Source organism: Streptomyces sp. NPDC008313, from assembly GCF_042956125.1.
In the GTDB taxonomy this organism is placed as follows: Bacteria; Actinomycetota; Actinomycetes; order Streptomycetales; family Streptomycetaceae; genus Streptomyces.
Genome location: NZ_JBIBFR010000007.1, coordinates 50,677 through 64,877, shown reverse-complemented (window position 1 = coordinate 64,877; position 14,201 = coordinate 50,677). Strand labels below are relative to the sequence as shown.

11 protein-coding genes, 1 pseudogene and 1 riboswitch are annotated in these 14,201 nt (G+C 72.8%); of the genes and pseudogenes, 9 read left to right on the top strand and 3 right to left on the bottom strand.

What is annotated here, in order from left to right; all coding sequences use genetic code 11:
* Positions 1 to 112 precede the first annotated feature (112 nt).
* A pseudogene (locus ACFY93_RS11545) lies at positions 113 to 598 on the top strand (HNH endonuclease family protein); the annotation flags it as partial.
* A 46-nt stretch (positions 599 to 644) separates the two neighbouring features.
* On the opposite strand, the gene ACFY93_RS11540 reads toward ACFY93_RS11545, so the two are convergent.
* Positions 645 to 1,427 (bottom strand): hypothetical protein, encoded by a 783-nt coding sequence (locus ACFY93_RS11540; RefSeq protein WP_391356378.1) that lies wholly within the window; start codon positions 1,425 to 1,427, stop codon positions 645 to 647.
* A gap of 199 nt (positions 1,428 to 1,626) precedes the next feature.
* Positions 1,627 to 2,109: a hypothetical protein gene (locus ACFY93_RS11535; protein WP_391356376.1), complete on the bottom strand. Its 483-nt coding sequence runs from the start codon at positions 2,107 to 2,109 to the stop codon at positions 1,627 to 1,629.
* A 209-nt stretch (positions 2,110 to 2,318) separates the two neighbouring features.
* On the opposite strand from ACFY93_RS11535, the gene ACFY93_RS11530 reads away from it, so the two are divergent.
* The 6 genes from ACFY93_RS11530 to ACFY93_RS11505 all read left to right on the top strand — a co-directional run bounded on the left by ACFY93_RS11530 (position 2,319) and on the right by ACFY93_RS11505 (position 9,751).
* Positions 2,319 to 4,349 carry an N-6 DNA methylase gene (locus ACFY93_RS11530; RefSeq protein ID WP_391356375.1) on the top strand — a complete coding sequence of 677 codons (2,031 nt, stop codon included), beginning with the start codon at positions 2,319 to 2,321 and terminating at the stop codon, positions 4,347 to 4,349.
* A 244-nt stretch (positions 4,350 to 4,593) separates the two neighbouring features.
* Positions 4,594 to 5,235: a hypothetical protein gene (locus ACFY93_RS11525; RefSeq protein ID WP_391356373.1), complete on the top strand. Its 642-nt coding sequence runs from the start codon at positions 4,594 to 4,596 to the stop codon at positions 5,233 to 5,235.
* 38 nt (positions 5,236 to 5,273) lie between these two features.
* On the top strand, positions 5,274 to 6,758 hold the full coding sequence (locus ACFY93_RS11520) for a protein kinase (RefSeq protein WP_391356813.1): 1,485 nt from the start codon (positions 5,274 to 5,276) through the stop codon (positions 6,756 to 6,758).
* A 160-nt stretch (positions 6,759 to 6,918) separates the two neighbouring features.
* Entirely contained in the window at positions 6,919 to 7,758 is an 840-nt protein-coding gene (locus tag ACFY93_RS11515; protein WP_391356371.1) for a glycoside hydrolase domain-containing protein, read from the top strand.
* A gap of 199 nt (positions 7,759 to 7,957) precedes the next feature.
* Complete coding sequence (locus ACFY93_RS11510) at positions 7,958 to 8,620, top strand: SurA N-terminal domain-containing protein (RefSeq protein ID WP_391356369.1); 663 nt, start codon at positions 7,958 to 7,960, stop codon at positions 8,618 to 8,620.
* A 129-nt stretch (positions 8,621 to 8,749) separates the two neighbouring features.
* Positions 8,750 to 9,751 carry a nucleoside triphosphate pyrophosphohydrolase gene (locus ACFY93_RS11505; protein ID WP_391356366.1) on the top strand — a complete coding sequence of 334 codons (1,002 nt, stop codon included), beginning with the start codon at positions 8,750 to 8,752 and terminating at the stop codon, positions 9,749 to 9,751.
* 49 nt (positions 9,752 to 9,800) lie between these two features.
* On the opposite strand, the gene ACFY93_RS11500 is transcribed toward ACFY93_RS11505, so the two are convergent.
* Positions 9,801 to 11,012 (bottom strand): globin domain-containing protein, encoded by a 1,212-nt coding sequence (locus ACFY93_RS11500; RefSeq protein ID WP_391356364.1) that lies wholly within the window; start codon positions 11,010 to 11,012, stop codon positions 9,801 to 9,803.
* A gap of 367 nt (positions 11,013 to 11,379) precedes the next feature.
* Between ACFY93_RS11500 and ACFY93_RS11495 the strand changes: the two genes are divergently transcribed.
* Both ACFY93_RS11495 and ACFY93_RS11490 read left to right on the top strand, forming a co-directional pair.
* Complete coding sequence (locus tag ACFY93_RS11495; protein WP_391356810.1) at positions 11,380 to 12,630, top strand: cytochrome P450; 1,251 nt, start codon at positions 11,380 to 11,382, stop codon at positions 12,628 to 12,630.
* A 216-nt stretch (positions 12,631 to 12,846) separates the two neighbouring features.
* Positions 12,847 to 13,854 (top strand): transglycosylase family protein, encoded by a 1,008-nt coding sequence (locus ACFY93_RS11490; RefSeq protein WP_391356362.1) that lies wholly within the window; start codon positions 12,847 to 12,849, stop codon positions 13,852 to 13,854.
* Positions 13,855 to 14,037: 183 nt separating this feature from the next.
* Positions 14,038 to 14,198, top strand: a riboswitch (cyclic di-AMP (ydaO/yuaA leader).
* Positions 14,199 to 14,201: the final 3 nt, after the last annotated feature.

Sequence of the window (14,201 nt, the reverse complement as noted above, 5' to 3'; positions counted from 1 at the left end):
CCTGTCTTCGATGTCACTCATGTGCCTCATGGCATGACTGATAACCGCGAGGGACAAGAAGGATTTACGGCTGTGCCTCATGTGCATCGATGTCAGGAGAGAGATAGAGATATCCCGCGACGACATCCTCAAACGGGACCTGGAGGGTGTGAGGTTCAGCGACGGGAAGTGCAAGGTGGCCTCCGGGACGCTGGACCCGGACCCGTACACCGGCAAGGACGTGGCGTTCACGCGCGGTCGCAGCCAGGTGGACATCGACCATCTCGTCGCGCTCTCGGACGCCTGGCAGAAGGGTGCCCAGCAGTGGGAGCCGGGCAAACGCATAGCGCTGGCCAACGACCCGCTGAACCTGCTCGCGGTGGACGCGGGCACCAACCGCGGCAAGGGCGACGGGGACACGGCGACATGGCTGCCGCCGAACAAGTCGTACCGCTGTGCGTACGTCGCGGCGCAGGTGGCCGTGAAGAAGAAGTACGGCCTGTGGGTGACCGGGGCCGAGAAGTCGGCGATGAGGAAGGTGCTGTCAGGGTGCCCGGGCCAGAAGCTGCCGTCCGGCGGCAGTCCGACCCGGGCACCCGAGCGCTTCCACGCACGCTGACCGGTGGGCGGGCCCGTTCCCCCCCCGGGCGGGCCCGCCCACCGGATCAGCCGCCCAGGGCGTCCAGGTCGAGGATCTTGCCCTGGGGAGCCTTGGCGTCCACCGGCTTGTCGTAGTCGCTGAAGGTGAGCGCGGCCGGGTCCTTCGAGGACGTGCTGTCGACCTTCAGGAGGTACGGCTCGCCCTCGCTGGCGACGTACAGGGTGTAGCGGTCCTTGCCGTCCTTCTCGTGCAGGACGATCGCCGGGGTGCCGTCGACCGTGGAGGGCTTGCCGCGCGTCGCGTCGGAGTTCACGTCCCCGGCGCCGGCGAGCACGGAGTCCAGGTCGCAGAAGCCCGCGATGTCCTTCGCGTCGGAGCCCTTCGCGGACATCTTGGTCCACTTGCCGGCCAGCATGGACACCACGCCGTCGGTCTCGGCCTTCGACTGCCCGTCGCTCTGGGCGCGCAGGAACGCCTCGTCGTACTTCATGTAGATGGTGCCGCCGGTCTTGATGAGGTCGGCCTTGCCGTCGCCGCCCATGCTCATCGTCCCCGCGCAGTCGCCCTTCTTGTCGAGGGCCATGTCGAGGGTGATCGTGCCGCCGGCCTCGTCGTCGGAGACGTCGCCCTTCATGCGGAGCGAGGAGGCGCCGGTGGTGGCCTTGACCGCGCGGTCGGCGATCTCGCCGCCGCTCAGCCCGGCGAACGCCTCCTTCGGCTTGCTGTCGGACTTGCTGCCGGCCTTGGTGTCCGCCTTGTCCGAGCCGGACTGGCAGCCGGTGACGGTCGCGGTGGCCGCAGCGGCGAGGCAGAGAGCGACGAGTGTGGTGCGGCGCGTGCGGCGCATGGGGAGGTCTCCGGAGTTCTAGTGAGCGATGTGAGGGTGCGAGCGGTGGTGCCGGACCGCGGTGCGGACCGCGGTGCGGACCGCGGTGCGGGCCGTGGTGCCGGGCGGGGGTGCCGGGCCGCGGTGCGGGCGGCGCGGACGCTACGCGCGGGGCGCGTGGTGTGTGGGGCCGGCGGATGCGGCGGTGGGGCGGCGCCGGTCAGAAGTTGCCGTTGCCGAGGAGTTCGCCCTTGGAGTCGTAGACGGTGACGAGACCGTTGTCGCTGTGCTTCCAGTCGGCGAACGCGGAGGCGATGAGCTTGGCGGGGCCCGTGCCCTTGCCCATGATGCCACCGGTGAAGTCGGTGTAGACGTCGGCGGCGTCGAGGATGTCGTTCTGCTCGTCGGCGCCCTGGACCTTGGTGACGTGGGAGACGGCGTTCTTCTCCGCGTCCGACCCGTTCTTCTTGACGAACGCCTTGAACTGGTCGGCCTGGGACGCCTTCTCGGTGCCCTTGTCCTCGGCGGGCTTCGCGTCGGACTTGCCGTCCGGCTTCGCGCCGCCGGCCTTCTCGCCCGAGCTGGCGGAGGTCCCGGTGTCGCTCTTGCCGTCGCTGCCCCCGTCGCCGGAGTTCGCCGCCGCGACGCCGATGACGACGAAGCCCACCACGGCGCCCAGCGCGATCTTGGTCTTCATACCCATGAGTCGGTCCTCTCCCCTGAAACAGACGAACCTTTCCGTGAACCGCCCCCCCTCGGGCCGGTCCGTTCGCTGGGTCAATAAGACCAGAGCTTGTGAACCGAGTCAACACGGTTCACTGAGTACGTTCGATACACGGTGTGAACCAAGTGGGGCGCGAGGGCGTGGCTATGATCGGCCCACACACGCCAGAACGAGGGGGGTCGGGAACGGTGCAGGACAACGGGACAGAGGTGACCGCCGCCGGTATCGCGCGGCTCGCCGGCGTCGGCCGGGCCGCCGTCAGCAACTGGCGCCGCCGGCACGGCGACTTCCCCAAACCGGTCGGCGGCACCGAGACCAGCCCGTCCTTCGCCCTCGCCGAGGTCGAGGAGTGGCTGCGCGCCCAGGGCAAACTCGCCGAGGTCCCCCTGCGCGAACGCGTCTGGCAGCAGCTCGCCGGCCATCCCGAGGGACCGGTCACCGGCCTCGTGCACGCCGGCTGCCTCCTCCTGCTCATCCACGACCGCCCCACCGCCTGGCTGGAGTTGAGCGCCGGCTCCGACGAACGCCTCGCCGCCCTGCTGCCCGCGGCGCTCGACCAGGTCCTCGCCCCCCGCTTCGGCACCGGCCGCGTCCGCACCGTCGCCACCCCGGCCGCCCCCCGGCTGCTGCCGTCCGTGCCGCTCCTGCGCGGCGTCGCCGACCTCGCCGCCGGACCGGGCGCGCGCCAGACGTACGAGTTCCTGCTCGGCCGCCACCTCGACGCCAACCCGCGGCAGTACACCCTCACCCCGGGTCCCCTGGCCGTGCTCATGGCCGAACTCGCCGGACCCGCCCGCACGGTGCTCGACCCGGCCTGCGGCACCGGGGCCCTGCTGCGCGCCGTCGCCGCCCGGCCCGACCAGGAGCTCTACGGGCAGGACAGCGCCCCCGAACTGGCCGCGCTCACCGGGCTGCGGCTCGCCCTGAGCACCCGGGCCACCGTGCGGATCGCCGCCGGGGACAGCCTGCGCGCGGACAGCCACGAGAGCCTGCACGCCGACGCCGTGCTGTGCCACCCGCCGTTCAACGAGCGCAACTGGGGCCACGACGAACTCGCCTACGACTCCCGCTGGGAGTACGGCTTCCCGGCCCGCACCGAGTCCGAACTGGCCTGGGTGCAGCACGCCCTGGCCCGCGCCAGGGACGGCGGCACCGTCGTCGTCCTCATGCCTCCCGCCGCCGCCTCCCGCCGTTCCGGCCGCCGGATCCGCGCCGACCTGCTGCGCCGCGGAGCCCTGCGCGCGGTCATCGCCCTGCCCGTCGGCGCGGCGCCCCCGTACAGCATCCCGCTGCACCTGTGGGTGCTGCGGCGGCCCGAGAAGCCCCCGACGCAGCCCGAGGTGCTGCTCGCGGACGCCGGCGACACGGCCGGCGACGGCCGGGGGAACATCGACTGGCAGGCGGTACGGGACGTGGTCCTCGACGCCTGGCGGCCGTTCGAACGGCACGGGACGGCCGAGGAGCGGCCGGGCGCCAGCCGTTCGGTGCCGGTCATCGAACTCCTCGACGACGACGTGGACCTCGCCCCCGCCCGCCATCTGCCCCCGGCCGCCGCGAGCGGCGGCGCCGAACAGCTCGCGCGCCTGCGCGAACGCCTCGGCGAGACCCTGCGCCTGACCACCGACCTGACCCCGCCGGCGGCCGAACAGGGCCGCCCCGCCCGCTGGCCGCTCACCTCCGTCGGCGAACTCGCCCGCGGCGGCGCCCTGCGCCTGCGCACCGGCACGAACAACGCCCCCGCGCGCGTGCCCGTCCTCACCGACCACGACGTCCTCGCCGGGGCCGCCCCCTCGGGCACGCTCCCGGAGGGCGACGAGGAACCCGTGCTCGTCGAGGCCGGTGACGTCGTCGTCCCCGTGCTCGGCGGCGGCTCCGCGACGCGCGTGATCGACGACGCGACCGCCGGGGCCGCCCTCGGCCGCAACCTCACCCTGCTGCGCCCGGACCCGGCCGCGCTCGACCCCTGGTTCCTCGCCGGGTTCCTGCGCGGCACCGCCAACAACCGCCAGGCCAGCAGCTACGCGTCCACCGCCACCCGGCTCGACGTGCGCCGCCTCCAGCTGCCCAGGCTGCCGCTCGACGAACAGCGCCCGTACGGGGAGCGGTTCCGGGCGCTCGCCGAGTTCGAGGACGCCCTCAGGCTCGCGGGCCGCCTCGGCGAACGCCTCGTACGCGGCATGTACGACGGACTGACCGACGGGACGGTCACCCCCGACTGACGGGACCCGACTGACGGGACCCGACTGACGGGACCCGGCCGACGGCAACCGGCCGGGTTCCGTCGGCAGTGGGGCGTGAGGGACGCGGAGGGCCCGCAGTGCGCGCGTGGGTCGTGCGCCCGCGCGCGCGAAGTGATCGGTACGGCAACGGTTCCGCACAACCCGGGCCGGTTGTCCGGATCGGGCTATACGCTCACACCGCGAAACTCGCACGTCCGTCCCCACCTTGGTCCCAGGAGAAGTCATGTACGGCCACGCTGCGCCGCCCCCTCGCGGTTCGGGCTCGGTCATCCCCCTGCGCGTGCTCTACTGCGCCGTGGGCTTCCTCACCTGCGGACTGCTCGCCTGCGTGCCGCTGTTCCGGGTCGCGGTGCTGCGCGGCCGGTGGCCGGACTGGGTGCTCGCCTGGGGCAGCATCCCGCTGGCCGTCGCCGGGTTCGCCGTGGTCGGCTCGCTCCCCGAGTCCGACCACAGGACCGACGCGGCCCTGGCCGGCATCATCCTGCTCGGCGCGATCAGCAGCGCGTACTTCGTCATGTTCGACATACGCCACCAGCGTGAACTCGCGAGCCGGATGCCGATGGCCACGACCGCCTACCCGCCCGCCCAGCCGGGCTACGGCTACCCGCAGCAGCCGTCCCCGTACGCGGTCACCCAGCCCGCGGCACCGCACCTCCCCGCGCCGCCCGTCCCGGGCCCGCACACACCCGTCCCGCACCACACACCGGTCCCGCGACAGACGCCCGCGCCGCAGCCCCCGGCACACCAGACACCGGTGCCGCAGGCCCCCGCCCCGCAGCGGCCCGCGCCCGCCCGGATCGACCAGGTCCGCGCCGAACTCGACGAGCTGAGCGACTACCTGCGCAAGCAGGAGGGCGACAGGTGACCGTGACGCAGGCCCGCGTCATCGCCGAGCGGTACGAGCTGTCCACGCTCATCGGCCAGGGCGGCATGGGCCAGGTCTGGACGGCCTACGACCAGCGTCTGGACCGGCGCGTCGCCGTGAAGCTGCTGCGCCCCGACAAGGTCGCGGGCCAGGAGGCCGACGAGCTGCGCCGCCGCTTCGTGCGCGAGTGCCGGGTCACCGCGCAGGTCGACCACCCCGGACTGGTCACGGTCCACGACGCGGGCAGCGAGGGCGAGGAGCTGTTCCTCGTCATGCAGTACGTCGACGGCGCCGACCTCTCCGACCACCTCGCCGAGCACGACCCCTACCCCTGGCAGTGGACCGTCGCCGTGGCCGCCCAGCTGTGCGCGGTGCTCTCCGCGGTGCACGCCGTCCCGATCGTCCACCGCGACCTCAAACCGGGGAACGTGATGGTCAAGCAGGACGGCACGGTCACCGTCCTCGACCTCGGCGTCGCCTCCGTCATGGACAGCGACACCACCCGCCTGACCCACACCGGCTCCCCCATCGGCTCGCCCGCCTACATGGCCCCCGAGCAGGCGATGGGCGGCGCGGTCGGCCCGTACACCGACCTGTACGCGCTCGGTGTGCTGATGCACGAACTGCTCAGCGGCGACGTGCCGTTCTCCGGCTCCACCGCGCTCGGCGTCCTGCACCGCCACCTCTACGAGCCGCCGCTGCCGGTCCGCCGGCTGCGCCCCGAGGTCCCCGACGCCCTGGAGGCGCTGGTCCTGCGGCTGCTGGCCAAGGACCCGCAGCACCGGCCCGCCTCCGCCCAGGAGACGTACGAGCAGCTGCTCCCGCTGCTGCCCGCGCGCGCCACACCCACCGGCGCCCCGCTGGATCCCACGCGCCCCTTCCTGCGCCCGCACGCGCCCTGGCCGGACCGCGCCCGCACCCCGGCGCCCCAGCCGTCCGCCTCCGCACCCGCCGCCGCCCGGCCCGACGTCGCGGGCGCGGTCGACGACGTGAAGCGGCTGCTCGGCGAGGGCCGCATCACCCAGGCCGTCGACATCCTCGGCTCGATACTCCCGGCCGCCGCCGCCGAGCACGGGGAGCACTCGCCCGTCGTCCGCACCCTGCGCAAGCAGTACGCGGCCACGCTCATGGACGACGGCCAGTACCGGCGCGCGCTGCCCGAGCTGCGCCTCCTCGCCGACCAGCGCGCCGCGGAGGCCGGCCAGGCCGACACGCAGTCGCTGCGCTTCCGCTACGAGGCCGCGCAGTGCCTGGAGCAGCTCGGCGAGCCCGCCGCCGCGCTCGCCGAGTACCGGGCGCTGCTGCCGTACTACGAGAACCAGTACGTCTGCGGGGACCCCGAGCTCTCCCTCGACGTCCGCCGCCGCATCGGTCATCTGCTGCTCGCCCTCGGCGACCGCGCCGCCGCCCACGAGACGCTGGCCCGGCTGCTGCACGACGTCGAACGGCAGAGCGGACCGGGCCACCCGATGGCGGCGGAGATCCGGCGCACCCTCGGATGGCTGGGGCAGGTCCGCGGCTAGCGTCCCCGGTCCGGGCCGGGGACGGAGATTTTGCGCCGGGTTGGCCGAGACTTGTGGTGATCACGGTCCGGAGTTTTCCGAACAGGGAAGCGACGTCGGCTACCTTGCGAACCGGTTCCGTAGGTACGAAGGGCACGCGTGTGCCAGGGGTGGGGCGTTCATGACCGGTCAGCAGCGTCATCGGCAGTCGAAGAGACGCAGACACGTGGCGTGGGCCGCGGCCGGCGCCGCCGTCCTGGCCGGGGCCGGGATCGCGGCACAGAACTCCCAGGCCACCACCACCTCGTGGCCCAAGGCCAGGACCTACACCGGCCGCGCGTTCGACGCCTGCACGGCGCCGTCCCTCTCCGCGATGAAGGCCTGGCACACCGGTTTCTACGGCGCCGCCGCCGTCTACGTGGGCGGCAAGAACCGGGGCTGCGCCCAGCCGAACCTCACGGCCTCCTGGGTGAAGTCCGTCAGCGCCGTCGGCTGGAAACTCGTCCCGATCTACGTCGGCGCCCAGCCGCCCTGCCAGAGCGGCACCAGCCCCGAGACGCTGCAGGCCTCCACCGCGGCCTCCCAGGGCACCGCCGACGGCAAGGACGCCGTGGCCAGGGCGTCCGCCCTCGGCATGCGGACGGGCAGCGCGCTCTACCTCGACATGGAGCCGTACGACATCACGGACACGGGCTGCAACGACGCCGTCCTGACCTATGTGCGCGCCTGGCAGAAGGCCGTCCACGCGAAGTACTACCGCACCGGGTACTACGGGTTCAGCAGTTCCAGCGCCAAGGCCGTCGCCACCACGACGAACCACACCAACCTGCCGGGCAACCTCTGGTACGCGAAGTGGGACAAGGTGAACACCACGACCAGCGACTGGCCGTGGGACCCCGAGCGCTGGACCGGCCACCACCGCGCCCACCAGTACATGGTCAACAGCAAGGAGTCCCGCGGCGGCTACACGATCACCGTGGACCGGGACGCCTGGGACGCGCCGGTGGCGATCACCGGCTGATCCGGCTGACCCTGCTGACCCTGCTGACCCTGCTGACCCGGACGGGCGGTCGGGGCGGACGGGGCGGATGTGGCGGGCGGGAGTGCCCGAAGTCCTTGTGAATCGTTGGTCGAATGGGTGGCCGAGAGCTGGGTCTCTGCCTACCATCGATCACCGCAAGACTTTGTGCTCCGCCGCACAATCTCCTCAGGAGGTCTCCTTGCACCGCCGCCGTCGCACCGCGCTCGTCCTCTCCGCAGCGATCGTCGCCGCGGCTCCCCTGCTGACCGCCTGCGGGTCGGACGCCCACCCGGGCGCCGCCGCCGTCGTCGGCGGACAGCGGATCAGCGTCGCCCAGCTGGAGAACAGGGTGGACGAGGTGCGCACGGCCCAGCGGACCGCGCTGAAGAACGACGCCCAGTACGAGCAGGCCATCGCCAAAACCGGCAGCCTCACCCGCGACACCCTGCACGGCATGGTCCTCGACCGCGTCCTCGACCGCGCCGCGAAGAACGCGGGCGTGACGGTCACCCGCAAGGACACCCAGCGGATGCGCGCGGCCCTGGAGCAGCAGGCGGGCGGCCCGAAGGAGCTGGAGACGGCGTGGCTGCAGCAGTACGGGGTGGCGCCCGGGCGTCTCGACGACAGCCTCCGTACGGAGATCGAGGCGCAGAAGCTGGCCGCCTCGCTCGGCGCCGACATGAACACCACCGAGGGCAAGACCGTCTTCTGGAAGGCCATGTCGGACGCCTCCAAGGACCTCGACATCGACCTGAACCCGCGCTACGGCTCCTGGGACGTCGAGAAGAGCAGCCGCGTCGACGTGAAGACGCCGTGGGTGCGCGAGGTCAGCGCCGAGGCGGCGGCCCCGCGGACCGCGTAGTCCGGCAGGCACGGCCGCGGTCCGGGGCGCTCAGCCGGTCCGGGGCGCGGACCGGCCTCCGCTCGTAGGAGAGCAGGCGGGACCCGGACAGCGCGGGGAGCTGTCGGTGGCGTGGGTTACGTTCGAGGGGTGAACGCAATCCGCCTCGACGGCGACCCGAACGGGACCGGTCCCGACGCCCCCGCACCCGGCCGCGTCGTCCTGCTCACCACCAGCCACCGCGTCGCGCCCGGACTGCTCTCCTGGCCCGCCTGGCAGGCCCTGCACGGCGCCGACCGCGTCCTGTGCGCGGACGGCGCGCACCCCCAGCTGCCGTATCTGCGCGAGGCGGGCGTCGAGGTCGACGAGGCCTCGCCGACCGCCGAGGAGCTGGTCGACGCCTGCGCCGGAGGCCGCAGCGTGGTCGTCGTCGCCACCGGCGAGGGCGAACCCCGGCTCACCGACGGCCTGGCGCGGCTCGCCGGCGGCGGCCGGGTCCGGATGCCGGACCTGGAGCTGCTTCCCGCCTCGTACGACCTGCCGGGCGCCCGCCTCCTCGACCTCGTCCAGGTCATGGACCGCATCCGCGCCGAGTGCCCGTGGTCGTCCCGGCAGACCCACCGGGGCCTCGCCAAGTACGGCATCGAGGAGGCGTACGAGCTGGTCGAGGCGATCGAGGAGGGCGACCGCGACGAGCTGCGCGAGGAGCTGGGGGACGTCCTGCTCCAGGTCGTCTTCCACGCCCGGATCGCCGAGGAGGACGAGGACGAGCCGTTCTCCGTGGACGACGTCGCGGGCGGCATCGTCGCCAAGCTCATCCACCGCCACCCGCACGTCTTCGGCGACGAGACCGCCTCCACGCCCGAGGAGGTCAAGGAGCACTGGCTGCGCACCAAGGCCGAGGAGAAGCGCCGGACGTCGGTGACGGAGGGCGTGCCCCTGGGCCAGCCGGGTCTCGCGCTCGCGGCGAAGCTCTCCTCCCGCGCCCGCACCGCCGGACTCGACGTCCCGCTGCCGCGCGGCGAGGGCATCGGGTACGAGCTGCTCGCGATAGCCGCGCGGGCCGAGGCGGACGGTGTGGACGCGGAGGCGTCGCTGCGGGCGGCGGCCCGTGTCTACCGCGACGCGATCCGCGCGGCGGAGAAGGACTGACGGCCACCCGGCCGGCACCTGAGACCGCCCGCTGCTCCAGTCCGTCCGTTCAGGCGTCCGGGGTGCGGGCCGCCGGATCGTGCCAGTACGGCCGGGGGCGGTGCAGCAGCCGGCTCGCCGCGTCCGGCCCGTGCGACGCCGGCGGGGCGGTGGGCGCCAGGGTGTCGTGGAAGATCCGGCCGGCCGGGGTGCCGATGACGGGCAGCACCTCCAGGACCTCGTCGACGAGCCGCGGCGGACCGGCCAGGTAGACGTCGTGCCGGGACCAGCCGGCCCGGCTGCCCAGCGCGGTCAGCAGCCGTTCGGTGGCCTGGGCCATGGGCCGCCCGGGCGCGGGCGTGATGAAGGTGACCGCCAGGCGGCGCAGCCGCGCCCGGAGCTCCTCGACGGCGGGGCGGTCGTAGAGGCGCGTCAGGTCCCGGGCGACGACGAACAGCCGCGCCTCGTGCTCCGGGTCGAGCTGTTGCAGCAGTGCCTTCACGGGCGCCCAGCCGGTGCCGGCCGCGATGAACGTGGCGGAGCGCTCGACGGGTGTGCGCAGGACCATCCCTCCGCCGGGCGCGCCGAGCCGCAGGACGTCCCCCTCCCGCGTGTCGCGGACGAGGGCTCCGGAGAGGGCCCCGCCCTCGACGCGGCTGACGTGCAGATCCACCGTGTGGTCGGGGCGGGGCGCGTTGCCCAGCGAGTACGGGCGCCAGATGCCGGGACGACGGGGGCTGCTGACGGTGACGTACTGGCCGGGGGAGTAGGCCAGCGGCCGGCCGGGGCGCAGGGTCAGCACGGCGAGGTCGTCCCCGTACCGCTGCCGGGCCACCACCTCGGCGTCCCACCATGGGGGTTCGCCGCCGGCCTCGGCCTCGCGGGCCCCTCGGAGCATGAGGTCGCTGATCGCGGCGTACGCCTCGGTCCAGGCCTTCTCCGTCTCCGTGGTCCACGCCGCCCCGGCGACGGCGGCGAACGCGGCCAGCAGGCTCGTCCCCATGGCCGCGTAATCCTCCGGACCGACCAGGTACTTGCGGTGGTCGCGGCCGAGGTGCCGTAAGTACTCGGGAAGCGCCGGATCGTCCAGCCGCCGCACCACATGGGTCAGCGCCGCGAACAGCCGCTCGCGCTGACGCGCCATGTCCTCGGGGAATTCCAGCGGGAAGAGGGCGCGGACGCCCGGATGATGGCGGAACAGATGCGAGTAGAAGTACTTGGCCGCGAATTCGGCCCGTCGCTCGACGACCGCGAAGCTGGATCTGAGTATGTCCGGGTCCACCGCGCGAATGTAGGAACTTCTCGCGTCGCGGAGTCAAGCAGGAGGCGATTCCGGGACAGTCGGGATGTTCGGTACGGCCCGCCGGTCCGCTCCGTGAGCCGTCGGCCGGCCCCGCTCCGCCGGCTGCCGGCGGCCCCGCTCCCTGAGCCGCCGCCGCAGGACGAGCGGATACCGTCGAGCCGTGACCGACCAGCCCACCGACGCCCCCGAGCCCGGCACCTCCACGCCCGGCGCCGCCCCGCCCGGGGACCCCTCGTCCGAGGCCTCCGCCTCCGGCGACCCCACGCCCGGCGCCACCGCCTCCGGTGCCCCCGCGCCCCGCGACCCCGCGTCCGGCGGCGGCACCCCGGACAGCGCCGCCCCCGAGCTGTTCACCTGGGAGTTCGCCACCGACCCCTACCCGGCGTACGCCTGGCTGCGGGAGCACGCCCCCGTGCACCGGACGCGGCTGCCCAGCGGGGTGGAGGCCTGGCTGGTCACCCGGTACGCGGACGCCAAGCAGGCCCTCGCCGACCAGCGGCTCAGCAAGAACCCCGCGCACCACGACGAGCCCGCCCACGCGAAGGGCAGGACGGGCATCCCCGGCGAGCGCAAGGCCGAGCTGATGACGCATCTGCTCAACATCGACCCGCCGGACCACACCCGGCTGCGGCGGCTGGTGAGCAAGGCGTTCACGCCCCGCCGGATCGCCGAGTTCGCCCCGCGCGTCCAGGAACTCGCCGACGCGCTGATCGACCGGTTCGAGGAGGAGGGGAGCGCCGACCTCATCCACGAGTTCGCGTTCCCGCTGCCCATCTACGCGATCTGCGACCTGCTCGGCGTCCCCCGGGAGGACCAGGACGACTTCCGGGACTGGGCGGGCATGATGATCCGGCACGGCGGCGGCCCCCGGGGCGGGGTGGCCCGGTCCGTGAAGAAGATGCGCGGCTACCTCGCCGAGCTCATCCACCGCAAGCGGCAGGCGCTCCCGGACGAACCCGCGCCCGGCGAGGACCTGATCTCCGGCCTCATCCGCGCCTCGGACCACGGCGAGCACCTCACCGAGAACGAGGCGGCCGCCATGGCGTTCATCCTGCTGTTCGCCGGGTTCGAGACCACCGTCAACCTCATCGGGAACGGCGTGTACGCCCTGCTGACCCACCCCGAGCAGCGCGGGCGCCTCCAGCGCTCCCTCGCGGCCGGGCAGGAGTCGCTGCTGGCGACCGGGGTCGAGGAACTGCTGCGGTACGACGGCCCCGTGGAACTGGCCACCTGGCGGTTCGCGACCGAGCCCGTCCGGATCGGCGGTCAGGAGATCGGCGCGGGGGACCCGGTGCTCGTCGTTCTCGCGGCCGCCGACCGCGACCCGGAGCGGTTCACGGACCCCGACACGCTCGACCTCTCCCGACGTGACAATCAGCACCTCGGCTACGGGCACGGCATTCACTACTGCCTCGGCGCGCCCCTCGCCCGGCTGGAGGGACAGACGGCTCTCGCGACCCTGCTCGGCCGTCTCCCCGATCTCCGACTCGCGGGGGATCCGGCCGATTTGAGGTGGCGCGGAGGGCTCATCATGCGTGGACTGCGCACACTTCCGGTGGAATTCACGCCATTCGGGAAAATGGATGGCCTGAACTGACGGCATGTCGCAACGGAGCACGTCAGGTACCCAGAATGCTGACGCTTTATCAGCTCTGTGATCTTCACGTGATCTCTGCTGCATCGACTTGTAACAAGCGTTCGAGTCCGGCTACGTTCACCCATCAACGCGGCAGGCTCCGCCGCGGCGGGAACAGCCGTCGCAGCGGCGGCAATTGTCGTGGATTTCCTCTGTTGTCACGCGAAAGGCAACCGCATGCTCTCCGGGAACGGCCGTCACCGTCGCCCCCGCCAGGCTCCGGCGCTCATCGTCGCCGCAGGAGTGACCGGATCGGCCATCGCCATCCCGTTGCTCGGTGCCACCAGCGCCAGCGCGGCCGGCGGCCCCACCTGGGACCAGGTCGCGGAGTGCGAGAGCGGCGGCACCTGGAGCGCGGACAACGGCAACGGATACTACGGCGGGCTGCAGATCACCCAGGCGAACTGGGAGAAGTACGGCGGCCTCGCGTACGCCCAGCGGGCCGACCAGGCGAGCCGCTCCCAGCAGATAGCCGTCGCCGAGGCCATCCTCGACGACCAGGGCGTCGCCGCCTGGCCCACCTGCGGACTGATCGCCGGCCTCGGCAAGGACTCGTCCTCCGCCGGCGTCGACACGGGCGTGGCCGGCGACTCGTCGTCCGGTACGGGCGACTCCTCCGGTTCCTCCGGTTCATCGGACTCGTCCGACTCGTCCGAGCCCTCCGACTCCGGGCTGGCGACCTCGCCCGACTCGACCCTGTCCGACCCCTCCTCCGGGGCGGACGGCGACTCGGAGAAGTCCGACGGCTCGTCGGACGCGGACGGCGACGCGAAGACGTCCGGTGACGCGAAGACGGACGGGTCGAAGGGTGACGACTCGGACAAGTCCGGCGAAAATGACGAGTCTTCGGACGCGAGCGGGAGCGACGGAACCAGCTCGGGACGCCACCGGGGCGGCAGCGCCGACGAGGGCACGTCCGCCGGTCCGGACAGCGCGACCGAGGACCGCACCGGGGAGCCCTCCGGGCGGCACGCCTCGCGGGACGCCGGCGCCTCGCGGGAGGCCGCCGACGGTTCGTACGTCGTCCGCTCCGGGGACAGTCTCTCGGGCATCGCCGACTCCTTCGGGGTGGAGGGCGGTTGGTCCGAGCTGTACGCCGCCAACAAGCAGACGGTCGGCACCGACCCCGACCTCATCCTTCCCGGTCAGAGCCTTGCAGTTGGTGCCGAATCGGACGAAAAGTAGCGGGAGTTCAGGTCCTGGTTCGCCTGGGAATGCCCGTTTTGGCGCAAGTGAGAGATGGATCTCAGAGACCCTGATCGTCTTTGAAATTCGGCGGATCGCATGTCTACGGTCGTGATCGCTCGCCACTGCGGGCACCGACGGTCGCAACGCCGAATCCTGCCAACGGCCGTACGGGAACAGTCGTCGCGTAACGCGCCGTGGGCAGGAGCGGGGGACCCAAGGTAAGTGCCGGGACCGGAGACGGGACCGGCTTGGGGTGAAGCCGCGCGAGAGATCGCGCGGCCGGGCAAACTCACCACGCCCGAACCCGACAGCTCACCTCGCAGGCGTCGGTGAGGGGATCACTT